Origin of the sequence: Curtobacterium sp. MCPF17_001 (genome assembly GCF_003234615.1) — a bacterium.
Taxonomy (GTDB): domain Bacteria; phylum Actinomycetota; class Actinomycetes; order Actinomycetales; family Microbacteriaceae; genus Curtobacterium.
The window spans coordinates 59,545-85,775 of the sequence record NZ_QKSL01000012.1; the positions used below are offsets into that span (position 1 = coordinate 59,545).

The 26,231-nt window shown below is 70.8% G+C and carries 24 protein-coding genes and 2 tRNA genes; 17 read left to right on the forward strand and 9 right to left on the reverse strand.

Annotated features, from left to right (window positions below):
• Window positions 1–4 precede the first annotated feature (4 nt).
• Genes DEJ24_RS12000 through DEJ24_RS12010 form a run of 3 tightly spaced genes read left to right on the forward strand, consistent with a single transcriptional unit; the run spans window position 5 to window position 3,551 of the window.
• Complete coding sequence (locus DEJ24_RS12000; protein WP_258374802.1) at window positions 5–1,006, forward strand: ABC transporter permease; 1,002 nt, start codon at window positions 5–7, stop codon at window positions 1,004–1,006.
• Entirely contained in the window at window positions 1,003–1,929 is a 927-nt protein-coding gene (locus tag DEJ24_RS12005; protein ID WP_111078814.1) for an ABC transporter permease, read from the forward strand. The genes DEJ24_RS12000 and DEJ24_RS12005 overlap by 4 nt, the downstream gene beginning before the upstream one ends.
• Complete coding sequence (locus DEJ24_RS12010; RefSeq protein ID WP_111078815.1) at window positions 1,926–3,551, forward strand: ABC transporter ATP-binding protein; 1,626 nt, start codon at window positions 1,926–1,928, stop codon at window positions 3,549–3,551. The genes DEJ24_RS12005 and DEJ24_RS12010 overlap by 4 nt, the downstream gene beginning before the upstream one ends.
• Window positions 3,552–3,645: 94 nt before the next feature.
• Here DEJ24_RS12010 and proP read toward each other — a convergent pair whose 3' ends face one another.
• Complete coding sequence (gene proP, locus DEJ24_RS12015) at window positions 3,646–5,250, reverse strand: glycine betaine/L-proline transporter ProP (protein WP_258374803.1); 1,605 nt, start codon at window positions 5,248–5,250, stop codon at window positions 3,646–3,648.
• Between the two features lie 239 nt (window positions 5,251–5,489).
• On the opposite strand from proP, the gene valS reads away from it, so the two are divergent.
• Window positions 5,490–8,087, forward strand: coding sequence for a valine--tRNA ligase (valS, locus tag DEJ24_RS12020; RefSeq protein WP_258374804.1), 2,598 nt, complete (start codon window positions 5,490–5,492; stop codon window positions 8,085–8,087).
• Window positions 8,088–8,178: 91 nt separating this feature from the next.
• The gene (locus tag DEJ24_RS12025) at window positions 8,179–8,430 is read left to right on the forward strand and encodes a hypothetical protein (protein WP_111078816.1); all 252 of its coding nucleotides are present in this window, start codon (window positions 8,179–8,181) and stop codon (window positions 8,428–8,430) included.
• 106 nt (window positions 8,431–8,536) lie between these two features.
• Here the strand turns inward: DEJ24_RS12025 and DEJ24_RS12030 are convergent, their stop codons facing one another.
• Window positions 8,537–9,376 carry an alpha/beta fold hydrolase gene (locus DEJ24_RS12030; protein ID WP_111078817.1) on the reverse strand — a complete coding sequence of 280 codons (840 nt, stop codon included), beginning with the start codon at window positions 9,374–9,376 and terminating at the stop codon, window positions 8,537–8,539.
• Window positions 9,377–9,509: 133 nt separating this feature from the next.
• On the opposite strand from DEJ24_RS12030, the gene DEJ24_RS12035 reads away from it, so the two are divergent.
• Both DEJ24_RS12035 and DEJ24_RS12040 read left to right on the forward strand, forming a co-directional pair.
• Window positions 9,510–10,091, forward strand: coding sequence for a TetR/AcrR family transcriptional regulator (locus DEJ24_RS12035; protein ID WP_111078818.1), 582 nt, complete (start codon window positions 9,510–9,512; stop codon window positions 10,089–10,091).
• Window positions 10,092–10,143: 52 nt separating this feature from the next.
• The gene (locus DEJ24_RS12040) at window positions 10,144–12,171 is read left to right on the forward strand and encodes a M3 family metallopeptidase (RefSeq protein WP_111078819.1); all 2,028 of its coding nucleotides are present in this window, start codon (window positions 10,144–10,146) and stop codon (window positions 12,169–12,171) included.
• 76 nt (window positions 12,172–12,247) lie between these two features.
• Here DEJ24_RS12040 and clpX read toward each other — a convergent pair whose 3' ends face one another.
• Window positions 12,248–13,528, reverse strand: a complete 1,281-nt coding sequence (clpX, locus tag DEJ24_RS12045; RefSeq protein ID WP_111078820.1) for an ATP-dependent Clp protease ATP-binding subunit ClpX — start codon at window positions 13,526–13,528, stop codon at window positions 12,248–12,250.
• 184 nt (window positions 13,529–13,712) lie between these two features.
• Here clpX and DEJ24_RS12050 point away from each other — a divergent pair, with 184 nt between their 5' ends.
• Together DEJ24_RS12050 and DEJ24_RS12055 are read left to right on the forward strand one after the other, a co-directional pair.
• A complete protein-coding gene (locus DEJ24_RS12050) occupies window positions 13,713–14,465 on the forward strand; it encodes a YcnI family protein (protein ID WP_111078821.1) in 753 nt (250 codons plus the stop codon).
• A complete protein-coding gene (locus tag DEJ24_RS12055; protein ID WP_181436596.1) occupies window positions 14,462–15,163 on the forward strand; it encodes a copper resistance CopC family protein in 702 nt (233 codons plus the stop codon). The genes DEJ24_RS12050 and DEJ24_RS12055 overlap by 4 nt, the downstream gene beginning before the upstream one ends.
• A gap of 72 nt (window positions 15,164–15,235) precedes the next feature.
• Here DEJ24_RS12055 and DEJ24_RS12060 read toward each other — a convergent pair whose 3' ends face one another.
• The 5 genes from DEJ24_RS12060 to DEJ24_RS12080 form a co-directional block, all read right to left on the reverse strand.
• Window positions 15,236–15,895, reverse strand: a complete 660-nt coding sequence (locus tag DEJ24_RS12060) for an ATP-dependent Clp protease proteolytic subunit (protein ID WP_110903998.1) — start codon at window positions 15,893–15,895, stop codon at window positions 15,236–15,238.
• A gap of 26 nt (window positions 15,896–15,921) precedes the next feature.
• Window positions 15,922–16,551 (reverse strand): ATP-dependent Clp protease proteolytic subunit, encoded by a 630-nt coding sequence (locus DEJ24_RS12065; protein ID WP_110903999.1) that lies wholly within the window; start codon window positions 16,549–16,551, stop codon window positions 15,922–15,924.
• 167 nt (window positions 16,552–16,718) lie between these two features.
• Entirely contained in the window at window positions 16,719–18,053 is a 1,335-nt protein-coding gene (tig, locus tag DEJ24_RS12070; protein WP_111078823.1) for a trigger factor, read from the reverse strand.
• A 36-nt stretch (window positions 18,054–18,089) separates the two neighbouring features.
• Window positions 18,090–18,166 (reverse strand) — tRNA-Pro (locus tag DEJ24_RS12075).
• 127 nt (window positions 18,167–18,293) lie between these two features.
• The gene (locus tag DEJ24_RS12080) at window positions 18,294–18,557 is read right to left on the reverse strand and encodes a hypothetical protein (RefSeq protein ID WP_111078824.1); all 264 of its coding nucleotides are present in this window, start codon (window positions 18,555–18,557) and stop codon (window positions 18,294–18,296) included.
• 53 nt (window positions 18,558–18,610) lie between these two features.
• On the opposite strand from DEJ24_RS12080, the gene DEJ24_RS12085 reads away from it, so the two are divergent.
• The 8 genes from DEJ24_RS12085 (at window position 18,611) to DEJ24_RS12120 (ending at window position 25,859) form a co-directional block, all read left to right on the forward strand.
• Window positions 18,611–18,684, forward strand: a tRNA-Gly gene (locus DEJ24_RS12085).
• A 281-nt stretch (window positions 18,685–18,965) separates the two neighbouring features.
• Window positions 18,966–20,024, forward strand: coding sequence for a LacI family DNA-binding transcriptional regulator (locus DEJ24_RS12090; RefSeq protein WP_111078825.1), 1,059 nt, complete (start codon window positions 18,966–18,968; stop codon window positions 20,022–20,024).
• Window position 20,025: 1 nt separating this feature from the next.
• On the forward strand, window positions 20,026–21,537 hold the full coding sequence (locus DEJ24_RS12095; RefSeq protein ID WP_111078826.1) for a sugar ABC transporter ATP-binding protein: 1,512 nt from the start codon (window positions 20,026–20,028) through the stop codon (window positions 21,535–21,537).
• An 80-nt stretch (window positions 21,538–21,617) separates the two neighbouring features.
• A complete protein-coding gene (locus DEJ24_RS12100; RefSeq protein ID WP_111045316.1) occupies window positions 21,618–22,589 on the forward strand; it encodes an ABC transporter permease in 972 nt (323 codons plus the stop codon).
• A gap of 66 nt (window positions 22,590–22,655) precedes the next feature.
• Window positions 22,656–23,606, forward strand: a complete 951-nt coding sequence (locus DEJ24_RS12105) for a substrate-binding domain-containing protein (RefSeq protein ID WP_110904005.1) — start codon at window positions 22,656–22,658, stop codon at window positions 23,604–23,606.
• Entirely contained in the window at window positions 23,603–24,613 is a 1,011-nt protein-coding gene (locus tag DEJ24_RS12110) for a ribokinase (protein ID WP_111078827.1), read from the forward strand. Before DEJ24_RS12105 ends, DEJ24_RS12110 begins: the two co-directional genes overlap by 4 nt.
• Window positions 24,610–24,993 (forward strand): D-ribose pyranase, encoded by a 384-nt coding sequence (gene rbsD, locus DEJ24_RS12115; RefSeq protein WP_110904007.1) that lies wholly within the window; start codon window positions 24,610–24,612, stop codon window positions 24,991–24,993. Before DEJ24_RS12110 ends, rbsD begins: the two co-directional genes overlap by 4 nt.
• A gap of 74 nt (window positions 24,994–25,067) precedes the next feature.
• Window positions 25,068–25,859 (forward strand): hypothetical protein, encoded by a 792-nt coding sequence (locus DEJ24_RS12120; protein WP_258374805.1) that lies wholly within the window; start codon window positions 25,068–25,070, stop codon window positions 25,857–25,859.
• 62 nt (window positions 25,860–25,921) lie between these two features.
• On the opposite strand, the gene DEJ24_RS12125 is transcribed toward DEJ24_RS12120, so the two are convergent.
• Entirely contained in the window at window positions 25,922–26,203 is a 282-nt protein-coding gene (locus DEJ24_RS12125; RefSeq protein WP_111078828.1) for a transcriptional regulator, read from the reverse strand.
• Window positions 26,204–26,231: the final 28 nt, after the last annotated feature.

A 26,231-nucleotide genomic window follows, 5' to 3' on the forward strand; every position in this document is an offset into this window, starting at 1 on the left:
ACCGGTGGGGACGACCAGGAGGCCCGGCATCCGTCCGGCACGCCACTCGCCCGCCGTCGGGTGGGCGCGCTGGGCGGTGCGCCGGCTGCTCGGCGGGGTCGGCGTCCTGTGGGCCGTCGCGACGATCGTGTTCGTCGCGATCCGCCTGATCCCCGGTGACCCGGCACTCGCGATCCTCGGCGGTCCGGGCTCGCAGGCCTCGGCCGAGGCGGTGGCGCAGGTCCGCTCCGAGTACGGCCTCGACCGCCCGGTGCTGGTGCAGTACGCGGTGTTCCTCGGACGCCTGGCGACCGGGCAGCTCGGCGACTCGTACGCGTTCCGCACGCCGGTGTCGACGCTGCTGACGCAGGAGCTCCCGGTCACGCTGACGCTCGCGGTGGCGGGGCTCGTCGTCGCCTGGGTGCTGGCGGTCGTCGCCGCGTGGTGGTCGACGCAGCGCGGGCGCACGGCGGCGCTGCTGACGACCGGGCTGTCGGTGACCGCGAGCGTGATGCCGCACTTCTGGCTCGGCAGCGTGCTCATCGTCGTCTTCGCCGGCAGCCTGGGGTGGGTGCCCGCGGTGAGCGACGGGACCGTCCGCGGGTGGGTGTTGCCCGTGTTGGTCGTCGCGGTGCCGGTCGCCGGCTACCTGGCCGAGACGATCCGCGACGGCGTCGTGGACGCGCAGCGCTCGGCGTTCGCCCTCGCGGCACTGGGCCGGGGCGAGTCCCGCGCGGGGCTGTTCGGGCGACACCTGCTCCGGCATGCGGCGCTGCCCGGCATCGCCCTGTCCGCCTGGGCCTTCGGGTCGCTGGTGTCCGGGGCCGTGGTCGTCGAATCGGTGTTCGCGCTGCCCGGCATCGGGCGGGCGCTGGTGACCGCCGTGACGCAGCGGGACATGCCCCTCGTCGCCGGGATCGCCCTGGTGTCGGCGGCGGCGTACGTCGTGGTGCTCGCCGCGGCGGACCTCGTCGAGCGGGCGGTCGACCCGCGGGGCACGACGTCGGACGAGGCGGGGGCGCGGTGAGCGGCATCGTCGACCCGGGCCTCCCGTCCGGACGCAGCAGCACCGACGGCGTGCCCGGCAGCACGCCGTCCCAGGACCCCGGCGCCGCCCGCGCCGGACGCCGGTCCGAGCGATTCCGTGGGGGGACGCTCGGACCGGCAGGGACCGTCGCAGCAGTGGTGGTGGCGGTCGCCGTCGTGGCGGCGCTGTGGCCGGCGCTGCTCGGCGGGTCGCACCCACTCGCGGTGCACCCGACCGAGGCGCTCCTGCCGCCCGGTGCCGGCCACCCCTTCGGCACCGACGAGTCCGGACGTGACGTCCTGGCACGGGTGGTCGCGGGGACGCGCGCGTCACTGCTGGTCGGCGTGGTCGCCACGCTCGTCGGCGGTGGCACCGGCGTGGTCCTCGGCGTCCTCGCCGGGCTCGGCGGCCGGTTCGTCGACGCCGTCGTGGGGCGGGTCACCGAGGTCGCCTTCGCGCTGCCGCTGCTCCTCGTCGCACTCGTCGTCATCGCCGTCACCGGGCCCGGACCGGTGCCGGCGATGCTCGCGGTCGGGTTCGCGACCGCCCCCGGGTACGCCCGGATCGTCCGCGGCCTGGTCCGCACCGCACGGTCGTCCCAGGTCGTCGAGACCGCGGTGCTGCTCGGCCGCTCCCCCGCCGCCATCGTGCTCCGCCACGTGTTGCCGGCGGCGCTCTGGCCGGTCGTCGCGGTCGGCACGCTCGGCATCGGTCAGGCCGTGGTGTGGGCGTCGGCGCTCAGCTACCTCGGCGTCGGGACACCGCCGCCGGCGCCCGAGTGGGGTGCGATGCTCGCCGACGGCCGTACCTACCTGCAGACCGCACCCTGGATGAGCACGTTCCCGGGGCTGGCGATCGTGGTGCTCGCGACCGCGGTGACGGTGCTCGGCCGGGCGCTCCGCCGCGCGGGAGCGGCGCGGTGAGCGGCGCGGTGAGCGGGCACGGCGACGACCTCACCCTCGAGGTCGCCGGTCTCTCCGTCACGATCGACGGCCTCCCCCTCGTCTCCGACGTCACGCTCCGGGTCGCCCGGGGTGAGTGCGTCGCGCTCGTCGGCGCGTCCGGGTCCGGCAAGACCGTCACGGTCCGGGCGGCACTCGGCCTCTCCGCCACCGGTGCGATGGTGACGGCCGACCGGCTCGCCGTCGCCGACCACGACGTCCGTGGCCTGTCGGAACGCCGGTGGCGCGCGGTCCGCGGTCGGCACGTCGGCTACGTCGGCCAGGAGGCCCTGGGCGCCCTGGACCCGCTCCGTCCCGTCGGGCGCGAGGTCGCGGACGCCCTCCGCCTGCACACCGACCTGTCCGCCCGCGACCGCGTGGAGGCGGTCCGCGCCGAACTGGAGGCCGTCGGGCTCGACCCCGCGCTCGCCACCGACGGCCGGACCGCTGGCACGCTGTCCGGCGGCATGCGACAGCGTGCCCTCATCGCCGCCGCGACGATCGGCCGGCCCGGGCTCCTCGTCGCGGACGAACCGACCACGGCCCTCGACGCCGGTATCGCCCTCCGCGTGATGGAGCAGCTGCGGGCCGCGCAACAGCGGGGCACCGGGCTGCTCGTCGTGACGCACGACCTCGGACTCGTCGCGGGCTGGGCGGACCGGGTCGCGGTGATGGACGCCGGCCGGATCGTCGACGAGGGTCCGACCGCCACCGTCCTGGAGGCCCCGACCCACCCCGCCACGCAGGCCCTGGTGCGCGCGGCGCGGTCGATGCCGGCGGTCCGTGCCGTGGGCGTCCCGTCCGCATCGGAGCAGCCGGTGCTGGCGGTCGAGCAGCCGGTGCTCGCCGCGGAGGGCCTCGTGCGTTCCTACCCGGGAGTGGCCGCAGTCACCGACGTCGCACTGCGGGTCGCGCCGGGCCGGGTGCTCGGCGTGGTCGGGGCGTCGGGCTCCGGCAAGACGACGGTGGCGCGGATGCTCCTCGGGCTCGAGACGCCGGACGCCGGGACGGTGACGCTCGACGGCGAGGAGTGGGCACCGCTTCCCGAGCGCGAGCGTCGTGCCCGGCGACACCGGATCGCCGCGGTCGTCCAGGACCCGGGCGCCACGTTCGACGAGCGGTGGGACGTCGACCGCGTGCTCGCCGACGCCCTGAGCGGAGGCCGTGCCCGGCGCGCGACCGGTGCCCTGGGTGACCGTGTCGGGGCCGCACTGCGACAGGTCGACCTCGACACGAGCCTCCGGACCCGGTCGCCCCGCACCCTGTCCGGCGGTCAGCGGCAGCGGCTCGCGATCGCCCGCGCGCTGGCCACCGAGCCGGAGGTCCTGGTGCTCGACGAGCCGGTGACCGCGCTCGACGCCACCGTGCAGGACGCCGTGCTGGGCCTGCTCGAACGGCTCCGCGACGACACCGGCGTCGCGATGGTCTTCGTGTCGCACGACCTGCGAGCCGTCCGGCGGCTCGCGGACGAGGTGCTCGTCGTCCACGAGGGCACCGTCGTCGAGCACGGCCCGGCCGAGGCCGTGTTCGGCCGTCCGGAACACCCCGTCACACAGCGGCTCGTCCGTGCCGCCGGGCGGCTGGCAGCCGGCCCGTCCGCCTGACGGTCACGCCGTCGGCGTGCCGGACCCGACCACCCACGCGGCGGAGGCCCGACCCACGTGACGCGGGTCGGGCCTCCAGGCCGGGTGGTGCGGGTCACGATCCCGCGGGTGCCCTGTCCTGCGCGCCGTCGCCGACCGGACCGTCCCCGGTCACGACCGGGATCTGGCTCGTCGAGAACTCCTTCGCCCAGTCGGACCGTGCAAGCTCCGAGGTCGGGTCGTTGTAGTCGTCGATGACGCCGGCGACCTCGTCCTCGGACCCGACCGTCGGGCCGGAACCCATGAGCGGCGTGGCGGCGGTCTCCTTGGTGAAGTACACCGCGACGAGCCCGATGACGGCCGCCAGCATGAGGTAGAAGGCGGGGATGTCCTCGGCCCAGCCGTAGCCGCCGTCCTTCGCCCAGTTGATGAGTGCGGCGGTGGCGAGCGGAGTGGTCCCACCGAACAGCGACACCGACACGTTGAACGCGATGGCCAGGGCGCCGTAGCGGATGATCGTCGGGAACAGCGCCGGCAGGGTGGACGGCATCGTCGACGTGAAGGTCACCAGGACCACGCCCAGGATGAGCAGGCCGGAGAAGACCCCGACGCCGGTGCCGGTCTGGACGAGCTCCAGCGCCGGCCAGGACAGGAGGAAGAAGCCGATGCAACCGGCGGCGAGCACCGGACGACGACCGAAGCGGTCCGACAGCCGACCGCCGAACGTGATGACGACCATCATGAGCAGCATCACGACGACGATCAGGATGAGTCCGAACGTGGCGTTCTGGCCGAGGTTCTGCTCCAGGTAGGTCGGCATGTACGACAGCAGCATGTAGTCGGTCACGTTGAAGACCAGGACCAGCCCGATGCAGATGATGAGCGCACGCCAGTTCTCGGCGAAGAGCTTGAGGAACGGCGTCTTCTGCGACTCGCGCTCGGCGGCCTGCTCCTGCTGCTTCTGGAACGCCGGGGTCTCCTCGAGCTTCAGCCGCAGGTACAGGCCGATCAGGCCGAGCGGCCCGGCGATGATGAACGGGATGCGCCAGCCCCAGCTGAGCAGGGCGTCCTCGGACAGGCCGAACTGCAGGCCGGTGACGATCGAGGCGCCCAGCACGTACCCGGCGAGCGTGCCGAACTCGAGCCACGAGCCCATGAACCCGCGCCGCTTGTCCGGCGAGTACTCGGCGATGAACGTCGCGGCGCCGCCGTACTCACCACCGGTCGAGAAGCCCTGCACGAAGCGGGCGACGAGCAGCAGGATCGGGGCCCAGACGCCGATCGTGTCGTACGACGGGATCAGGCCGATCATCAGCGTGCCGGCGGCCATCAGGATCATCGTCAGCGCGAGGACCTTCTGGCGGCCGATCCTGTCGCCGATGGGACCGAAGACGGCGCCGCCGATCGGTCGGACGATGAACGCGGCCGCGAAGAAGCCGAAGGTCGCGACGACGTTCGACGCCGGGTCACCCTCCGGCAGGAAGACCTGCGAGATCGTGACCGTGAGGTAGGCGAAGATGCCGAAGTCGAACCACTCCATCGCGTTGCCGAGGGCCGCGGCGGCGACGGCACGCTTGAGCATCGACTCCTCGACGACGGTGACGTCGTCCTCGGTCAGCTTCCGTCGGGCACGCTTCACGGCCCCCTTCGTCCGCACGGCGCCCTTCGTCCGCAGCGGGCGGTCCGCGTGCTGCTGCTTCGGTGTGTCGTTGGCTGGCAAGGTGTTCCTCCGGTGTGCTGTGGCGTCCTTCGGGCTCCCGGCGGGACGGCCGGGCTTCCGGCGAGACAGCGACACTGGCGTCCTGCGGACCGCGCTCGCCGGACAAACCCCGGAAGCCTAGCAGGTGGGCTGTCCGGCGCGGCCGACCGGTACGCTGAGGACCGCACCCGCACCACGCGGGGACACTCAGGCACCTCATCACGGACTCGGTGCCGCACATACGAACGGAAGGCGCAGCCATGACCAAGCCCATGCCCGACAAGCCATCGGTGGACGGACTCGAGCAGGTCTGGGGGCCGCGGTGGGAGCAGGACGGCACCTACCGGTTCGACCGCGACGCCGCCGGTGACCGGTCCGCCGTCTACTCGATCGACACCCCGCCGCCGACCGCCTCCGGCTCGCTGCACATCGGTCACGTGTTCTCGTACACGCACACCGACCTCAAGGCCCGGTTCGAGCGGATGCGCGGCAAGCACGTCTTCTACCCGATGGGCTGGGACGACAACGGTCTCCCCACCGAGCGTCGCGTGCAGAACTACTACGGCGTCCGCTGCGACCCGTCGCTCCCCTACGACCCCGACTTCACCCCGCCGTTCGCTGGCGGTGACGGCAAGTCGAGCAAGGCCGCCGACCAGCTGCCGATCTCGCGCCGCAACTTCATCGAGCTGTGCGATCAGCTGACCGTGCAGGACGAGCAGCAGTTCGAGGAGCTCTTCCGGACCCTCGGCCTCTCCGTCGACTGGACGCAGTCCTACCGCACGATCGACGCGACCTCCCGGGCCAGCGCGCAGCGTGCCTTCCTCCGCAACCTCGAGCGCGGCGAGGCCTACCAGGCCGACGCCCCGACGCTCTGGGACGTCACGTTCCGGACCGCGGTCGCGCAGGCCGAACTCGAGGACAAGGAGATGCCCGGCGCCTACCACGGCCTGGCCTTCCACAAGAGCGACGGCAGCGGCGACGTCGTCATCCAGACCACCCGCCCCGAACTGCTGCCGGCGTGCGTCGCCCTCGTCGCGCACCCGGACGACGAGCGGTTCCAGGACCTCTTCGGCACCACGGTCCGCTCCCCGCTGTTCGACGTCGAGGTCCCGGTGCTCGCACACCACCTCGCGCAGAAGGACAAGGGCGCGGGCATCGCGATGATCTGCACGTTCGGTGACACCACCGACGTCGTCTGGTGGCGCGAACTGCAGCTGCCGAACCGCTCGGTCATCGGCTTCGACGGTCGTGTCCGATCCGACGAGCCGGAGTGGATCGAGTCCGCCGAGGGCCGTGCGCTCTACGCCGAGATGGCCGGCAAGACCGTGTTCTCCGCCAAGAAGGTCGTCGTGGACGCCCTCACCGAGTCCGGCGAGCTGGTCGGTGACATCACGACGATCAACCACCCGGTGAAGTTCTTCGAGAAGGGCGACAAGCCGCTCGAGATCGTCTCCACGCGCCAGTGGTACATCGTGAACGGCGCTCGCGACGAGCAGCTCAAGAAGACGCTGCTCGAGCGCGGTGACCAGATCGCGTTCCACCCCGACTTCATGAAGGTCCGGTACGAGAACTGGGTCGGCGGCCTGTCCGGCGATTGGCTGATCTCGCGCCAGCGCTTCTTCGGCGTGCCGATCCCGGTCTGGTACCCGCTCGACGCCGACGGCAACCCGGTCTTCGACCAGCCGATCGTCCCGACCGAGGCGCAGCTGCCCGTCGACCCGTCGTCCGACCCCGCCCCCGGGTACGACGAGTCGCAGCGCGGTGTCGCCGGTGGCTTCCAGGGTGAACTCGACGTGATGGACACCTGGGCGACCTCGTCCCTCACCCCGCAGCTCGCCGGCAAGTGGGAGACCGACCCGGCGCTCTACGACCTGGTGTACCCGTACGACGTCCGCCCGCAGGCGCAGGACATCATCCGGACCTGGCTGTTCACGACCGTCCTCCGGAGCCAGCTCGAGGCAGACGTGGTGCCGTGGAAGAACGCGTCGATCTCCGGCTTCATCGTCGACCCCGACCGCAAGAAGATGTCGAAGTCGAAGGGCAACGTCGTCACACCGCTGTCCGTCCTCGAGGCACACGGCGCCGACGCGGTCCGCTACTGGGCGGCCTCGTCGAAGCTCGGCACCGACGCGGCGTTCGACCCGCAGAACCCGAAGCAGATCAAGGTCGGTCGACGACTGGCGATCAAGGTCCTCAACGCGGCGAAGTTCGTCTACGGCTTCGAACTGCCCACCGGCGCCCACCGGGTCACCGAGGCACTCGACGTCGACATGCTCGCCGCGCTCGGTACCGTCGTCGACCAGGCCACGGCCGCGTTCGATGCCTACGACCACGCCCGGGCGCTCGAGATCACCGAGCGGTTCTTCTGGACGTTCTGCGACGACTACCTCGAGCTCGTCAAGGAGCGTGCCTACGGCACCGCCCCCGACTCGGTCCACGAGACGCAGGCGAGCGCGGTCCTCGCGCTCCGCGGCGCGATCGACGTGCTGCTCCGCCTGCTGGCGCCGTTCCTGCCGTACGCGACCGAGGAAGTGTGGGCCTGGACCCACGACACCAGCGTGCACCGGGCCTCCTGGCCGGTCCGTGCCGACCTGCCGGTCGACCAGGCCGAGACCGGGCTGCTGGCCGCCGTCGGTCAGGCACTGATCGGCATCCGTGGTGCGAAGACCGCGGCGAAGGCATCCCAGAAGACGCCGGTCACCCGCGCCGTCGTGCAGGCGCCCACCGCCGTCCGTGAACTCGTTGAGCGGGCTGCCGTGGACCTGGCGGCCGTCGGCCGGATCCAGGACCTGTCGTTCGTCGACGGCGACGAGTTCGCCGTCGTCGAGATCGAGTTGGCGGAGCAGCCTTCGGCCTAGTCGACCCGGACCGGACGCCCCGTTACCGTGGAGACACGGGCGGGGCGTCCGTCGTTGCGGCGCCCTCCCCCGACACGGACTGGAGGCTCGCATGCAGTTGGGTACGAGATGGAACGTCGGCGCGGAACCACCCGCGCGACTGCCCGAGACGATGGTCGTCGCCGTGCGCGGAGTCGAGGACGAACTGGCCGCCGGATCGGTCGACGCCTCGACGTGGCGCTGGACGCTGACGTTCCTGGAGGGCAAGCCGATGGTCGAGCTGGACGACGGGACGTCGATCCACCTGGACCCGCTCGGGCACGCGCAGGTGACCGACCCGGACGACGCGGGGACCGAGGACTGAACACCTCGCGTGCGGACGAGAGCCGGCCTGCAGCACGGGACCACCGTGGTGCAGGCCGGCTCGGTGTCGGGTCAGGCGCGGACGCCCGACCGGGATCGCCGAGGGATCAGGACTCGGCGAGCCAGGAGAGCAGCACCGCGTTGACCTCGGCGGTGTGCGTGGTGAGGAGGCCGTGGGGCGCGCCCTCGATCTCGACGTAGCGGGCCGCGGGCAGCGCCTGGGTGAAGCGTCGGCCGGTGGCGTCGATCGGCAGGACGTTGTCCGCAGTGCCGTGCACGATGAGCGCGGGGACGGTGACCTCCGGGATGTCCTTCCGGAAGTCCGTCGGCCAGGTCAGCGGGGCCGCGACGGATGCGATCGCGCCGGAGCCGGCAGCGACGTTCCAGGCGTTGCGGACCTGCTCCTCGGAGATGCGGGTGCCGAGGTTCTCAGACAGGTTGAAGAAGCCCTCGTAGAAGGACGTGAAGTACGCGTAGCGGTCCTTCGCGACGTCCGCGGAGACACCCTCGAAGAAGGCCATCGGCGCGGCACCGTCGGGATTGTCGTCGGTGATGGCCAGGTAGGGCTCGAGCGAGGCGAGGAACGCGACCTTCGCGATCCGGTCCTCACCGTGGCGGGCGATGTAGCGGGCGATCTCGCCGGTGCCCATCGAGAAGCCGACCAGGATCACGTCCTGCAGGTCGAGGGTCTCGAGGACGGTGTGCAGGTCGTCGGCGAAGGTGTCGTAGTCGTAGCCGGTCGAGGGCTGCGAGGACTGCCCGAACCCGCGGCGGTCGTACGTGATGACCCGGTAGCCGGCGTCGAGCAGCGGCGGGACCTGGCCCTCCCACGAGTTGCCGTCCAGCGGGAACCCGTGGATCAGCACGATCGGCTGCCCCTGGCCCTTGTCCTCGTAGTGGAGGGCGATGTCGACGCTGTTCTCGGTACCGACGGTGATGGATCCCATGGTGTTCCTCCTGGTGAAGTGCACTGAGCCCCGTGGAGAACGGGCGTTCTCCGGTGGTGTCGCTTACACTAGAGAACGATCGTTCCCGGCGCAACTCGGATGCCGGTGGACACTGAGTGGACGGAGCACGCACATGGCGACGAGCACGGTCGAACCCGAGACGGCAGCACGGATCGTCGAGACGGCGGACGCGCTCTTCTACACGCGCGGCATCCAGGCCGTCGGCATGGACGAGATCCGCTCGACCGCCGGCGTCTCGCTGAAGAAGCTCTACGCCGCGTTCCCCGGGAAGGAGCAGCTCATCGCCGCCGTCCTCGCCGGCCGCCACGAGTTCTGGGAGCAGGGCATCCGGGCCGCGGTCGACGCCGCCGACGGGCCGCGCGCGCAACTGCTGGCCGTGTACGACTTCCTCGAGTCGTGGTTCGGGGACGAGACGTTCCGCGGCTGCGGCTTCATCAACGCCTTCGGTGAGCTCGGCGCGACCTCCCCCGCGATCGCCGAGATCGCCCGCGACCACAAGGACTCGTTCCAGCGGTTCGTCGCCGAGATCGCCGCGCGGGCCGTCCCCGACGTCGACCGGGCGGAGGAACTCGCGTCACAGCTGGCCCTGCTCGCCGAGGGAGCGCAGACCACCGCGGCGATCGCGGGGACGACCGAGGCGGCCGTGCACGCACGCCGAGCAGCCGCGGTGCTCATCGACGCAGCGACGCACTAGGACCGAGGGGCGCGCGCGCCCGGCGTGGCGCGCACGTCGCTAGGTTGGGGCGATGGCCACTCCGTTCGATGGACCGAGCACCCTCCCCTACGCCCTCCCCCCGTTCGACGACGTCCGGACCGAGCACTACCGGCCGGCGTTCGACGCGGGCATGGCCGAACACCGCGCAGAGGTCGAGGCGATCGCCACCGACCCCGAACCACCGACGTTCGAGAACACCCTCGTCGCGCTCGAGCGCGCCGGGCAGCTGCTGCAGCGTGTCGAGATGGTCTTCTCCACCGTCACCTCGGCCGACTCCACCGACGAGCTCCGTGACCTCGAGGCCGAGCTCTCCCCGCTCCTCGCCGCACACCGCGACGCGATCGTCCTGGACGGCCGGCTGTTCGCCCGGGTCCGCGCCGTGCACGACGCGCTCGACGCCACCCCCGGTCGCTCCGACGAGGACCGCCGCCTGGCCGAACGCACGCTGACCGAGATGACCCTGGCCGGTGCAGGGCTCGACGACGCCGGCAAGGAGCGCCTGACCGCGGTCAACCAGGAGCTGTCGTCGCTGATGACGACGTTCGAACGCAACCTGCTCGAGGACACCAACGACGCCGCGGTGCACGTCACCGACGAAGCCGAACTCGCCGGCCTCGACGACGGTGCGAAGTCCGCCGCCGCGGCAGCCGCCGCCGACCGTGGTCTCGAGGGGTGGCTCGTCACCCTGCCGCTGTACACCGGGCACCCGTGGCTCGCGACCCTCACCGACCGCGGCCTCCGCCAGCGGATCATGGAGGCGTCGCTCTCCCGCGGCCGCCGCGGCAACGCGTTCGACAACCGGGCGGTCCTGCTCCGCATCGTCCGCCTCCGAGCCGAACGGGCCGAGCTGCTCGGCTTCCGCGACCACGCGTCGGTCGTCACCGCGGACGAGACGGCCCGTACCCCGGAAGCCGTGGCGGGCCTCCTGTCCTCGCTCGTCACCGCCGCCGTCGCGAACGCACGCGACGAGCGCGAGGCTCGTTCGCGCACCGTCGGCTTCGACGTCGAGTCGTGGGACTGGGCGTACGCCACGGAGGTGTTGCGGGGCGCCCAGTTCGCCGCCGACAGCAGTGCCCTCCGTCCGTACCTGGAGGCCGACCGGGTCCTGGTCGACGGCGTCTTCCATGCCGCAGGAGCCCTGTACGGCCTGCGCTTCACCGAGCGTCATGACCTGCACGGCTACAACGAGGAGGTCCGCGTCTTCGAGGTGGTCGACGAGCAGGACGCCCCCGTCGGGCTGTACCTGCTCGACCTGTACACGCGCGACGGGAAGCGCGGTGGTGCGTGGATGAACCCCGTCGTGGAGCAGTCACACCTGCTCGGCACGCTGCCGGTCGTCGTGAACAACCTCAACGTGCCGAAGCCTGCGGTCGGCTCGCCGACGCTGCTGACGCAGGACGAGGTCGAGACCCTGTTCCACGAGTTCGGCCACGCCCTGCACGGCCTGATCGCCCGGACGACGTACCCCCGGTTCTCCGGCACGAACGTCGAGCGCGACTTCGTCGAGTTCCCGTCGCAGGTGAACGAGATGTGGGTCACGTGGCCGTCGGTCCTGGCGAACTACGCCCGGCACCACGAGACCGGCGCGCCGATGCCGCCCGAGCTCGTCCTGGGCCTCAGCAACTCGGAAGGGTTCAACGAGGGCTTCGGCACGACCGAGTACCTGGCCGCCGCGCTGCTCGACCAGGCGTGGCACCGGTTGAGCGCCGCGGACGCCGCTGCGGTGACGGACGTCGAGGCGTTCGAACGGGAGGCCCTGGTCGCCGCCGGCATCGACGCCCCGGCCGTCCCGCCCCGCTACTCGTCGACCTACTTCGCGCACACGTTCTCCGGCGGGTACGACGCCGGCTACTACGGGTACATCTGGAGCGAGGTGCTCGACGCCGACACCGTGGAGTGGTTCCGCGAGCACGGCGGGCTGTCCCGCCAGGCCGGCGAACGCTTCGCACGGCTGCTGCTCGGCGTCGGCGGCGCGAAGGACCCCCTCGAGGCCTACCGCGAGTTCCGCGGCCGTGACGCCGAGGTCGGCCCGCTGCTGCGTCGCCGCGGGCTGGAGTAGCCGGGCGGTCGCCACGCGACACAGGAGCGCGCCCCGTCGAGGACGGGGCGCGCTCCTGTGTCCGGGGTGCGTTCGGCTACGCGGACTTTTCGACGCGCTTCGGCTGCGACCGGGGCACGATCGTCGGCGCCGCGTTCTCGAGCACCGAGGCCCGGGTGACGACGACGCGGGCGACGTCGTCGTCCGAGGGCACGTCGAACATGATCGGCCCGAGGACCTCTTCCATGATCGCGCGGAGGCCACGGGCACCGGTCTGGCGCAGGACGGCCAGGTCGGCGATCGCCTCGAGTGCAGCGTGGTCGAACTCGAGCTCGACGCCGTCGATCTGGAACATCCGCTGGTACTGACGGACCAGGGCGTTCTTCGGCTCGGTGAGGATCTGCATGAGCGCAGCCTGGTCGAGCTTCGACACCGTGGTGACGACGGGCAGACGACCGATGAACTCCGGGATCAGGCCGAACTTGTGCAGGTCTTCCGGCAGGACCTCCGAGTACAGGTCCTGGTGGTCGGTCGGGCTGTGCAGCTGGGCACCGAAGCCGATGCCGTGCTTGCCGACGCGCGAGGAGACGATCTCTTCCAGCCCGGCGAACGCACCGGCGACGATGAACAGGACGTTCGTCGTGTCGATCTGGATGAACTCCTGGTGCGGGTGCTTCCGACCGCCCTGCGGTGGGACCGAGGCGACCGTGCCCTCGAGGATCTTGAGCAGCGCCTGCTGCACGCCTTCGCCCGAGACGTCCCGCGTGATCGATGGGTTCTCGGCCTTCCGCGCGATCTTGTCGACCTCGTCGATGTAGATGATGCCGGTCTCGGCACGCTTGACGTCGTAGTCGGCCGCCTGGATCAGCTTGAGGAGGATGTTCTCGACGTCCTCGCCGACGTAGCCGGCCTCGGTCAGGGCAGTGGCGTCGGCGACGGCGAACGGCACGTTGAGCCGCTTCGCGAGGGTCTGCGCCAGGTACGTCTTGCCACAGCCGGTCGGGCCGATGAGCAGGATGTTCGACTTCGCGATCTCGACGTCGTCGCGGTCCTCGGCGGCGGTGATCTGCCCCTGTGCCCGGATCCGCTTGTAGTGGTTGTAGACGGCGACCGCGAGGGCGCGCTTCGCCGGGTCCTGCCCGATGACGTACTCCTGCAGGAAGTCGAAGATCTCGCGCGGCTTCGGCAGGTCGAACTCACCACTGCCGGTGTCCTCACCCGCTTCGGCGAGACGCTCTTCGATGATCTCGTTGCAGAGCTCGACGCATTCGTCGCAGATGTAGACGCCGGGTCCGGCGATCAGCTGCTGTACCTGCTTCTGGCTCTTCCCACAGAAGGAGCACTTCAGGAGGTCGGCGCTCTCTCCGATGCGTGCCATGCTCTCGGCCTTCCCTGGTCGACGTGCACCGCCAGTGCGGTCCACGAGGTCGTCGTGGACCGAGCCTAACCGCTCCCGGTGACACAGTCGGGGACCCCCGGCCGCGTTCGCCCAGGGCGTGGTCGGCCTGGTAGCGTGAGCGGCGTTGCTCTACAAGTTGTAGAGAACGGCTCCTGGAGGAACCATGCAGAAGCGCCTCGCCACCGGCGGTGTCGTGACCCTCGGCGTCGCCGCCGCCATCGTCCTCGGCACCGCGGCCTCGGCCAGCGCCCACGTCGAGGCCGAAGCATCGTCGACCGCCGTCAACTCGTACACCACCGTCACGTTCTCCGTGCCGCACGGCTGCGACGGCTCCCCCACCACGAAGCTGCAGTTCCACGTCCCCGAGTCCGTGATCGAGGTCACGCCCACCGTGAACCCGAACTGGACGATCACGAAGGCGACCGAGCCGTACACGGCCCCGAGTTCCGCAGCCGGATCCGACGAGGACGCCGCGGAGGCGGCCGCGGAGCGCATCACCAGCGTCACCTACACCGCCAAGACCCCGCTGCCCGCCGACGAGCGCGACACCTTCTCGCTCTCCTTCGCGCTGCCCGACGGCAAGGCCGGTGACACCGTGTCGATGCCGGTGACGCAGACCTGCGAGCAGGGTTCCACCGAGTGGGACCAGGCGACGAAGGCCGGTCAGGCCGAACCGGAGCACCCCGCACCGACGATCACGCTGACCTCGGCCGCATCGGGCGACGACGAGCACGGCACCACGGAGTCGACGGAGTCCGACACGTCGACCGCGACCACGGCCTCCGGCTCGTCGTCCTCCGCCCCGGCGGACCCGGACCTGGTCGGCCGCTTCCTCGGCCTCGGCGGCCTGCTCCTGGGCGCCGTCGCACTCGTCGTCTCGGTGGCCGCCACGCGCCGCCGCGGCAGCAGCAAGTGACGACGGGCACCGAGCAGTCGGGCGTGCACTCGGGCGTGCAGCCGGGCACTCGTCCGGCGGTGCGCCGCCGGATCCGGGCCGGGAGGCTCGGTGCCGGGACGCTCGCCGCCCTCACGCTCGTGGGTGGTGCGGTCCTCGGCCTCGCGGCACCGGCCAGCGCGCACAACTACGTCGTGTCGGCGACCCCGGCGGCGAACAGCACCCTGACCGAGCTGCCGAAGACGTTCGCGATCACCACGAACGACCGCCTGCTGGACATCGGCGACACGGACTCCGGGTTCGCGTTCCGGATCGTCGGCCCGGACGGGAAGTACTTCGAGGACGGCTGCGTCGACGTCGCCGGCCCGACGATGTCCACCACGGCAGCCCTCGGCGCGTCCGGCGAGTACCAGGCCGAGTGGCAGATCATCTCGGCCGACGGGCACACCGTCTCCGACTCGTACGACTTCACGTGGAAGGCCCCGTCGGGCTTCACCCCGGCCACCGGCACCACGAAGCCGCCGACCTGCGCGACCGCCGGCAACGGCTCGACCGCCGCGGCGAGCACGACCGGCACGGAGTCCGGCGGCACGGCCTCGACGGCCTCCGACGCGCTGTGGATCGGCGCCGGCGGACTCGTCGTCGTGGCCGCGGTCGTCGCCGTGCTGCTGCTCGTGCGTCGCCGACCGGCACCCGCCGCCGACGGCGACGACGACTGATCGGCAGTTCCCGCCCCGGGAACGACGACGGCCCCGCACCGATGAGGTGCGGGGCCGTCGTGTGTCCGGGTGCTACTTGACGAGCGCGGGGACGTTCTTGCGGCTGGTGAGGACCTGGTCGATCAGGCCGTACTCCACGGCTTCCTGCGCGGACATGATCTTGTCGCGCTCGATGTCGTGGTTGATCTCGGCAGGCGTCTTGTTCGAGTGCTTCGACAGCGTCTCCTCGAGCCAGGTCCGCATGCGGAGGATCTCCGCCGCCTGGATCTCGATGTCGGACGCCTGACCGCCACCCTGCTGGACGGCAGGCTGGTGGATGAGCACACGGGCGTTCGGGAGCGCCAGGCGCTTGCCCGGCGTGCCGCCGGCCAGGAGCACCGACGCGGCCGAGGCCGCCTGACCGAGGCAGACCGTCTGGATCTGCGGACGGATGTACTGCATGGTGTCGTAGATCGCCGTCATCGCGGTGAACGAGCCACCGGGCGAGTTGATGTACATGACGATGTCGCGGTCGGGGTCCATCGACTCGAGCACGAGCAGCTGGGCCATGACGTCATCGGCCGACGCGTCGTCGACCTGGACACCGAGGAACACGATGCGGTCCTCGAAGAGCTTCGCGTACGGGTCCTGCCGCTTGTAGCCGTAGGCCGTGCGCTCCTCGAAGCTCGGGAGGATGTACCGATCAGAGGGGGCCGGGACGTTCTGCGCGCCACCGAGCATGGGGAGATGCATTCTCGTTTCCTTTTCTTCGGTGGGGATCAGGACTGGGCGTCGGGCTCGGCCGCGGGGGTCTGCGTCTCGCCGTCGTTGACGGTTCCGCCACCACCGACGACCTCGGCGGACGAGGCGCGGAGGTGGTCGACGAAGCCGTACTCCAGGGCTTCCTGCGCCGAGAACCAGTTGTCGCGGTCGTTGTCCTTGAGGATCTGCTCGATGGACTTGCCGGTCTGCTCCGCCGTCAGCTCGGCCATCCGCTGCTTCATGTCGAGGATGACCTTCGCCTGCGTCTGGATGTCGGCAGCGGTGCCACCGAACCCACCCGACGGCTGGTGCAGGAGCACGCGCGCGTTCGGCGTGATGTAGCGCTTGCCGGGCGTGCCGGACGAGAGCAGGAACTGCCCCATCGAGGCGGCGAGGCCGATGCCCACCGTGACGATGTCGTTCGGCACGAACTGCATCGTGTCGTAGATCGCCATGCCGGCGGTGATCGAGCCACCGGGCGAGTTGATGTAGAGGTAGATGTCCTTCTCAGGGTCCTCGGCGGCGAGCAGCAGCAGCTTGGCTGCGATCTCGTTCGAGTTGTCGTCGCGGACCTCGGAGCCGAGCCACACGATCCGGTCTCTCAGAAGGCGGTCAAAAACACTGGGGTTCAGTGTTGCTTCGGCCATGGAAAAGCTCCCGTTCAGTTGTCGCTTGTTGTCGAACTTATCGGTTGCAACGCACGCGGTCGCGCCTGTTCGCTGTCGGCAATGCGGTCGACCGGAAACCGACCGCGGACGCACAGGAGGCGCGGTGCCGACTGGCACCGCGCCTCCTGTTGCGGAATGGCTCCCGACTACTTCGCGTCGGCCTCGGCGGACTCGTCGTCGGTCTCCACGTCGTCACCCTCGGCGACACCCGCGGTGAACGCGGAGAGGTCGACCGGGTTGCCGGCGGTGTCCTTCACGGTGACCTTCGACAGCACCGTGGCGACGGCCTTCGAGCGAGCGACCTCGCCGACCATGCCGGGGATCTGGCCGTTCTGGTCGATGACCTTGATGAACTCGGCCGGCTCCATGCCGTACTGCGCGGCGGCCTGGATCAGGTACTGCGTCAGCTCTTCCTGCGAGACCTGGATCTGCTCCTTCTCGGCGATGGAGTCGAGGAGGATCTGCGAGCGGAAGGCCTTCTCGCTGGACTCGGCGACCTCCTTGCGGTGCTCGTCGTCCTCCAGACGGTTCTCCTGCTCGAGGTGACGGTGCACCTCGTCCTCGATCAGCTTCTCGGAGATCGGGATCTCCACCGACTCGAGGAGCTGCTCGACGAGCTTGTCGCGTGCCGCAGCGCCCTGGCCGAAGGTCTTCGACTTGGCGATCTGCTCCTTGAGGTCGGCCTTCAGCTCGTCGAGCGTGTCGAACTGGCTCGCGATCTGGGCGAACTCGTCGTCGGCCTCGGGGAGCTCGCGCTCCTTGACGGCGGTGACGGTGACGGCGATCTGAGCGGTCTCGCCCTCGCGGTCGCCACCGACGAGCTTCGACTCGAAGGTGGTGGACTCGCCTGCGGTGAGGGACTCGAGCGCCTCGTCGATGCCCTCGAGCAGGTCGCCCGAGCCGATCTCGTAGGAGACGCCGGTGGCCGAGTCGACCTCGTCGTCACCGATGGTGGCGGTCAGGTCGAGCTGGGCGAAGTCGCCCGAGGTGGCCGGACGGTCCACGGTCACGAGGGTGCCGAAGCGCGTGCGGAGGTTCTGCAGCTCTTCGTCGATCTCGTCGTCGGAGACCTCGACCGCGTCGACCGTCAGCTCGAAGGAACCGTAGTCGGGCAGGTCGAACTCGGGACGGACGTCGACCTCGAAGGTGAGGACGAGGTCGCCCGAGAAGTCCTTGACGTTCGGGAGCTCGGCGACGTCGGCCTCGGCGCGGCCGAGGATGCGCAGCTCCTGCTCGTCCACCGCCTGGCGGTAGAAGGTGTCGATGGCGTCGCCGACGGCGTGGTTCAGGACCTCGCCGCGACCGACGCGCTGATCGACGATCGCCGGCGGGACCTTGCCCTTGCGGAAGCCGGGGATGTTGATCTGCTCTGCGATGTGCTTGTACGCGTGGTCGATGCTCGGCTTGAGATCGTCCGGCGTCACGTTCACGGTGAGCTTGACGCGGGTGTCGCTCACCTTGTCGACGGTGCTGGTGGCCAAGGGATGTTCTCCTGTTGGTTGACGTTCGATGTGACCTGGTCGGGGCGACAGGATTTGAACCTGCGACCTCCCGCTCCCAAAGCGGGCGCTCTACCAAGCTGAGCTACGCCCCGGTACGAGGGCCAGGATCGTCGCATGCGCCGTTCAGCGCGCGGGCAGGACGAATCCCACCCAGCGACCTCGACGAGTCTAGCGGGCTCCAGGTGCGCGCCGCCCGGGAGGACCGCCGGTTGTGGGAAGTCACCCGTCCGCGGACTGCCGCAGACCCCGACGCCACTGCACGCCGACGACGACCTGGACGGCCAGGGCGGCCACCCCGAGGAGCAGCCCGACGACGATCCGCCACACGTGCAGCAGTGCGTGCCAGGGCTGCGCCTGCGGGTCACCGAACAACTCCGGGCGGAGCGAGAGGACCACCGCGGCGACGGCCACCAGCGCGTACGACAGCACCCGGGAGCGCCTGATCGTGCGCTGCGACGACTCGTCCGGCGGCGGCAGGATCATGGGGGTGTCGTTCGTCCGGTATGGTGGTGGGGCTGCGACATGTGCGCAGGCGCGGGGATGTAGCTCAATGGTAGAGCCCCAGTCTTCCAAACTGGCTACGCGGGTTCGATTCCCGTCATCCCCTCCACAGACGCGAACCGGCACAGCGCCGATCCTCGATTCCCGTCATCCCCTCCACTCTCTCCCCCGTCCGGCGCCGTCTGATCGGCGCTGTCTCGGCGTGCCCGACTCCTCCGCGAAAGCGACAGATCGGCGCGCATCTTCGGCGCAGGACTGTCGCTTTCGCGGACGGCTCGGCGGGCGCGGCCCCGGACCGCGCCGCTTGACAGCGTCCGGGGGTGGTCCTTATGGTCATGGAATCGATTCCATGGAATCGATTCCACGACTCGCCCAACGGAGTGCTCACCGATGAACACCGTCACCATCAAGGACGTCGCCGCCCGCGCCGGCGTCTCCGCAGCGACGGCGTCCCGCGTGCTCTCCGGCAACGCTGCCACCAGCGAGGAGTCGCGTCGAGCGGTCGAACAGGCGGTCAAGGACCTCGACTTCCGTCCGAACCTGCAGGCTCGCGCGCTCCGCTCCACCCGGTCGGACACGATCGGTCTGCTGGTCTCCGACGTCCGCAACCCGTTCTTCGCCGACCTCGCCCACACCATCGAGCAGGCGGCACTGGCGGAGGGGTACGTCACGCTGCTCGGCAACGCGAACGAACGAGCCGACCAGCAGAACCGGTACCTCGACACGCTCATCGCCCGCCGGGTCGACGGTGTGATCGTCGCTCCGCAGGGCAACGACACCGGCACCGTGCAGCAGCTCGTCGACCGCGAGGTCCCGACCGTGTTCGTCGACCGCGTGATCCCGGGCATCGACGTCCCGAGCGTGACCACCGACAGCAGCACCGGCATCCGGCAGACCGTCGAGCACCTCGCCGCCCTCGGCCACACCCGCATCGGGTACATCGCCGGCCCGCAGAGCGTCTCCACCGGCCGCGAGCGGTTCACCGCCTACCAGGACGCCGTCGTCGCAGCCGGGCTGAGCGAGGACCCCGAGCTCGTCGTCTTCGGCGACTTCCAGGCCGCGTCCGGTTCCGCCGGCGTCACCACGTTGCTCGAACTCGACGACCCGCCCACGGCGATCTTCGCTGCGGACAGCCTGATGGCCGTCGGTGCGATCGCGATCCTCAACCGACTCGGCCTCCGGGTCGGCCAGGACATCGCGCTCGTCGCCTTCGACGACATCGAGTGGTTCTCGTTGTTGGAGCCCGCGCTCTCCGTCGTCGCCCACAGTGTCGAGGACATGGGTCGCGTCGCCGTGGGCCTGCTCCGCGACGTCATCGACGGCGGCAGCCCCGAGTCCGTCCGTCTGCCGAGCGAACTGATCGTCCGCGCGTCCTCGGCCACCCCCATCCGACCCGTCCGGCAGGCCGCATCGTCGCGCCCCGCCGCCCAGCAGCACCCGGAGAACTGACATGGCGCAGACCCCCCTCCTCACCCTCGACCGGGTGAGCAAGTCGTTCGGCCCCGTCCAGGTGATCACCGACGTCACCGTCGACGTGCACGCCGGGAAGGTCCAGGTCCTCCTGGGCGAGAACGGTGCGGGCAAGTCGACGCTCATCAAGATGATGTCCGGGATCCACCAGCCCGACGGCGGACGGATCCTGGTCGACGGGGCCGAGGTGAGCCTCCCGACCGTCTCCGCCGCGGAGCGGCTCGGCATCGCGACGATCCACCAGGAACTCAACCTGGTCGGCTCGCTCAGTGTCGCGGAGAACGTGATGATGGGCCGGATCCCGACCCGCTTCGGGCTGGTCGACCGGAAGACGCTCCGCCGTCAGGCCGAGGCCGCCCTCGCGGTGATCGGGCTGGACGTGGACGTCGACACCCCCGTCGGCGAGCTCGGCATCGCACGGCAGCAGCTGGTCGAGATCGCGAAGGCGCTCAGTGTGGAGGCGCGGATCCTGATCCTCGACGAGCCCACCGCCGCCCTCACCCGCCACGAGACCGAGGCCCTGTTCCGCGTGGTCGCGGACCTCCGTGCCCGGGGCGTCGGCATGCTGTTCATCAGTCACCACCTCGACGAGATCGCCGAGATCGGCGACACCGTCGCCGTGCTCCGCGACGGCCACTTCGTCGCCGAGGTCCCCGCATCGACCCCGGAGGACGAACTCGTCCGACTCATGGTCGGCCGGAGCATCGAGGAGCAGTACCCGACCGGCAGCGCCGTCGTGGACCGCGCGGACGCCGTCCTGCGGGTCGAGCACCTCACGGCTGCCGGCCGGTTCCAGGACGTGTCCTTCGACGTGCACGCCGGTGAGATCGTCGGCATCTCCGGACTCGTCGGTGCCGGACGGACCGAACTGGTCCGGGCCATCGCGGGCGCCGACGGGTACGACAGCGGCACGGTGACCGTCCGCGGCCGCCAACTCGGCAAGGGCAGCGTCGCCGGGGCGATCCGCGCCGGCATCGGACACGTGCCCGAGGACCGGAAGGGCCAGGGCCTGGTGCTCGGCGCCTCCGTCAACGACAACCTCGGGTACGCCACGCTCGCGTCGAGCGCCCGGGGCGGACTCGTCGACTTCGCCGGGCAGAAGCAGCGTGCCGAGCAGGTCGCTGCCCGGCTCCGCATCCGGATGCACGACATCGACCAGCCGATCGGGTCGCTCTCCGGCGGCAACCAGCAGAAGGCCGTGTTCGGTCGGTGGATCCTCGCGGGCTCGAGCGTGCTGCTGCTCGACGAGCCCACCCGTGGCGTGGACGTCGGCGCGAAGGTCGAGATCTACGAGCTCGTCAACGCCATCACCGCTGGTGGGGGTGCCGTCGTGATGGTGTCGAGCGAGCTGCCCGAGGTGCTCGGCATGAGCGACCGGATCCTCGTCATGCGAGACGGTCGGATCGCCGGCGAACTCGACGGTGCCGACGCCACCGAGGACGCCGTGATGACCCTCGCCGCCCGTGACGTCCCGGACGCCGACGCCGCCTGACGACGGCGCCCCCTCCCGCGCGGCCACCCGCGCGCACATCCCCGCGTACAGCGCAGTACCCACCAGAAAGCACATGCCGCATGTCATCGACCACTGCGAAGGCCCCGAACCGGTCCTTCTCGTTCACGAAGTTCCTGGCGAACAACGGCGCCCTCGTCGGCCTCGTCGTGCTCTGCATCGCGCTCTTCATCGCGACGCCTGACTTCCTCACCGGCCGCAACATCCTCAACATCGGCATCCAGGTGTCGACCGTGGCCGTGCTCGCGTTCGGCGTGACCTTCGTGATCGTCGCGGGCGGCATCGACCTGTCCGTCGGCTCGGTCGCCGCACTGTCGGCGATGGTCTCCGCGTGGTTCTTCGCCACCGCGGGGCTGCCCGGCTGGCTGGCCCTGGTCGGCGGACTCGTCGCCGGGCTGGCCACCGGCGTCGTGAACGGTCTGGCCAGCGCCTACGGCAAACTGCCGTCGTTCATCGCGACCCTGGCGATGCTCAGCGTCGCCCGCGGTCTGACCCTCGTGCTCTCCGACGGCAAGCCGGTGCCGACCTCGCCCCAGGTGTCGTTCCTCGGCGGGGACATCGGCCCCGTGCCGGTGCCGATCATCGTCCTCGTGGTGGCCGCGCTGATCGCGTCCTTCATCCTCAACCGCACCGTGATCGGTCGGAGCATGTACGCCGTCGGGGGCAACGCGGAAGCGGCACGGTTGTCGGGCCTCCCGGTCAAGCGGATCGTCGTCGTCGTGTTCGGGCTGTCCGGGCTGTTCGCCGCGCTCGCCGGTCTGCTGCTGGCGGGTCGACTCGACTCGGCGCAGCCGCAGGCCGCCAGCGGCTACGAGCTCGACGCCATCGCGTCGGTCGTCATCGGCGGCGCCTCGCTCGCGGGCGGTGTCGGCCGGATCTCCGGCACCTTCATCGGCGCGCTCGTCCTCGTCGTCATCCGTAACGGCCTGAACCTGCTCAACGTCAGCTCGTTCTGGCAGCAGGTCGTCATCGGCCTGGTCATCGCGGTCGCCGTCGGCTTCGACGTGCTCCGCCGCAAGACGCGCAGCAGCTGACGCGCAGCAGCTGACGCGCTCCTCTCCTCTTCCTCCTCCCCCACCCTCTCCACAAAGGAACCAACGATGAAGTTCTCCTCCTTCCAGAAGGTCGCCACCGTCGGCGTCGTCGCCGGCCTGGTCGTCCTCGGCACCGCCGGGTGCAACCGCACGAGCAGCACCGGCGCGTCGGGCGGCGGCGACATGAAGATCACGCTCGCCCTCTCCACGCTCAACAACCCGTTCTTCGTCGAGGTCCGCGACGGCGCGAAGGCCGAGGCGAAGAAGCAGGGCGTCACCCTCGACGTCGTCGACGCCCAGAACGACTCGGCCCAGCAGGCGAACCAGCTGCAGACCGCCTCGAGCGGCAGCACCAAGGCCGTCATCGTCAACCCGGTCGACTCCGACGCTGCCGGCCCGAGCGTCACCGCGCTGAACAAGGCCGAGATCCCGGTCATCGCCGTCGACCGCACCGTCAACGACGCCTCGGTCGACTCGTTCATCGCGAGCGACAACGTCGCCGGTGGCAAGCAGGCCGCCGACGACCTGGCGAAGGCGATCGGCGAGAAGGGCGAGATCCTCGTCCTGCAGGGTCAGGCGGGCACCTCCGCCAGCCGTGACCGTGGCCAGGGCTTCGCCGAGGGCATCAAGGCCTACCCGGGGATCAAGGTCGTCGGCAAGCAGACCGCGAACTTCGACCGCGCCACCGCGCTCGACGTCACCACCAACCTGCTGCAGGCCCACCCCGACGTCGTCGGCGTCTTCGCCGAGAACGACGAGATGGCACTCGGCGCGATCAAGGCCCTGGGCGCGAAGGCCGGCACGAGCGTCAAGGTCGCCGGCTTCGACGGCGAGGCCGACGGCCTCAAGGCCATCCAGGACGGCACACTGAGCAGCTCGGTCGCCCAGCAGCCCGCCAAGCTCGGCGCACTGGCGGTCGACCAGGCCGTGAAGGCCGTCTCCGGCAAGGCCGAGAAGACCGTCCAGGTGCCCGTCGTCTCGGTGACCAAGAGCAACGTCGGAGACTTCACCAAGTGAGCCGTCCCACCGGAACCGTGGTCGTCGTGGGTTCGCTCAACGTCGACCAGGTCGTGACCGTCGATCGCCACCCCGCACCGGGTGAGACGCTCATCGCGACCTCCTTCGCCCTGCTCCCGGGTGGCAAGGGTGCGAACCAGGCCGTCGCGGCCGCCCGTCGGGGCGCGCCGACCGTGATGGTGGGGAGCGTCGGACGCGACGGTGCGGCGACGGTGGCCACGAGCCTCCTGGCCGACAGCGGCGTCGACGTCACCCACGTCCGCGCGGTCGACGCCCCCACCGGGCTCGCGACCATCACGGTCGACCGCAGCGGCGAGAACACGATCGTCGTGGTCCCCGGGGCCAACGCGGCGACCGGGACGGAGGCTGTGCTCGCGGCCGCGGACACCGTCGCGTCGGCCGCGGTGGTCGTCCTGCAGGGCGAGGTCCCCGCGGACGGCGTCGGCGCCGCCGTCACGGCGGCGACCGGGCGGGTGCTGCTCAACCTGGCGCCCGTCGTGCCGGTCGGACGGGAGGTCGTGCTCGCCGCCGACCCGCTCGTCGTCAACGAGCACGAGGCAGCGCTCGTCCTCGCGCAGCTCGTCCCCGGTGCCGAGGTGCCGGCGGACGAGGGAGCGCTCGTCGCGATGCTCCGCTCGCTCGGCATCCGGTCCGTGGTCGTCACGCTCGGAGCACGCGGTGCCCTGGTCTCCGACGACGAGGACCCGGCAGCGGTGATCGCCGTGCCGTCACCGCGCGTGGTCGCGGTCGACACCTCCGGTGCGGGCGACGCGTTCGTCGGGGCGCTCGCCGCCGGGCTCGCCGCGGGACGCTCCCTGCTCGAGTCGGCTCGCCAGGCCGTCCGGGTCGGGGCGTTCGCCGTGCAGGGGGTCGGGACCCAGCCGTCCTACCCGACGCTCGACGACGTGCTGCCCGAGGTCGAGTCCGAGTCCGAGTCCGAGTCCGAGGTCGAGGTCGAGTCCGCGCCCGAGGACCGGACCGACGGAGCGCAGGGAGTCGACGCGTGAAGAAGACCGGCATCCTCAACGCGGAGTTGAACGCGGGGCTGAGTCGGCTCGGCCACGGCGACCTCGTCGTGGTCGCGGACTGCGGACTCCCGATCCCACCGGGAGTCCCGGTCGTGGACCTCGCCCTCGTGCACGGAGTCCCGCGCTTCGTCGACGTCCTCGACGCACTGCTCGGGGACGCGGTCTTCCAGGACTGCGTCGTGGCGACGGAGGTCGCCGGGACCGAGGCCGAGACGTGGTTGGCCGAACGGTTCCCGGAGCGCCGGTCGGTGTCGCACGAGCAGCTCAAGGCGATGTCCGGCGGAGCGCGGCTGTTCGTGCGCACCGGCGAGGCGACGCCGTTCGCCAACGCGGTGCTCGTCTGCGGCGTCCCCTTCTGAGGTCCGGGCCGTCCCCGGCTCGCCACCGACCGTTTGTACCCCGATGGTCCCCATGGTGGAGGACTAGCTTGGCGGTGACCCGGAAGGACGTCGACTCCGCGGCGGACACGCCGCTGCGCTGGTGCGACGAGGGTGCACCGATGTCACGAGCCCGCGAGATGGTCCGTTCCGCACTCATGATGCCGGTGCGTGTGGGGCGGATGAGCGAGTTCGTCTTCCGCCGTTCCGACGCCGCCTGGGACGTGTTCCCCGACGACGACCCGGCCGGCACCGTCCCGGGGTCGGCGGTCGACCGGGTCTGGTTCGTCGGCGAGCGCGGTGAACTGTCGCTCGGCGTCCGTACCCACGAGCTGTCCCTCCCGGCGTTCTTCGCCCGGAAGCGCACAGGCCGATGTGGTCGAGGGACCTCGTGGTCGATCGTCAGCGCACCGTCGTCCAGCGTCCGACAGCTGCCACCGATCGTCCACGCGCACCGCGAACACCTGCAGGAGTGCGAGCTCGCCGTCGTCATGGTGGGGATCACGGACGCGCTGCGGGTCATGCCTCCGAGGACGTGGGAGGAGCACCTCCGGGACACCGTCACCGCACTCCTCGAGGTGCTCCCGCCCACCGCCCGGGTCCTCGTCGGTGAGATCCCGCCCCTCGACAACGCCGGCAGCCTCTCCCGTCCCGCGCGGGCCGCCGCCGGCGTGCACGGGAAGGCGCTCAACCTCCGGTCTCGCGCCGTGGCGGAGGACCATCCGCGTGTCAGCGTCGTCGGCTTCCCGGAGGAGTTGACGCGATCGGTGTGGCGTCCGGAGGCGGAGGAACACCGGTACCGCGACACCTACGCGGTGTGGGGCGCACACCTGGCCGCTCACGCCTGAGCGTCCGTCCCGATCTCCACGACCGCATCGACTCACGTCCGCGGTCCCTCAGCGCTCCGGCGTCAGCCCAACAGAGCGCGCAGGGCGGCGACGTGTCCCTGGTAGGCGCTGCGACCCTCCGGGGTGAGTGCGAGCCACGTCTTGACCCGACCCTTGCCGGTCGGCTTGCGCACCGTCAGGTACCCCGCGTCCTGCAGCACTTTGACGTGCTTGCTCGTCGCCGAGTCGCTCGCGCCGAGCACGTCGCGCACCACTGAGAACTCGGCCTGGTCGAGCGGATCGAGGAACGCGCAGATCTGCAGACGGTTCGGCGCGTGCACCACCTCGTCGAACGTCCCGCTCACGCCGCTCCCCCGACCCGTCGACGGCGCG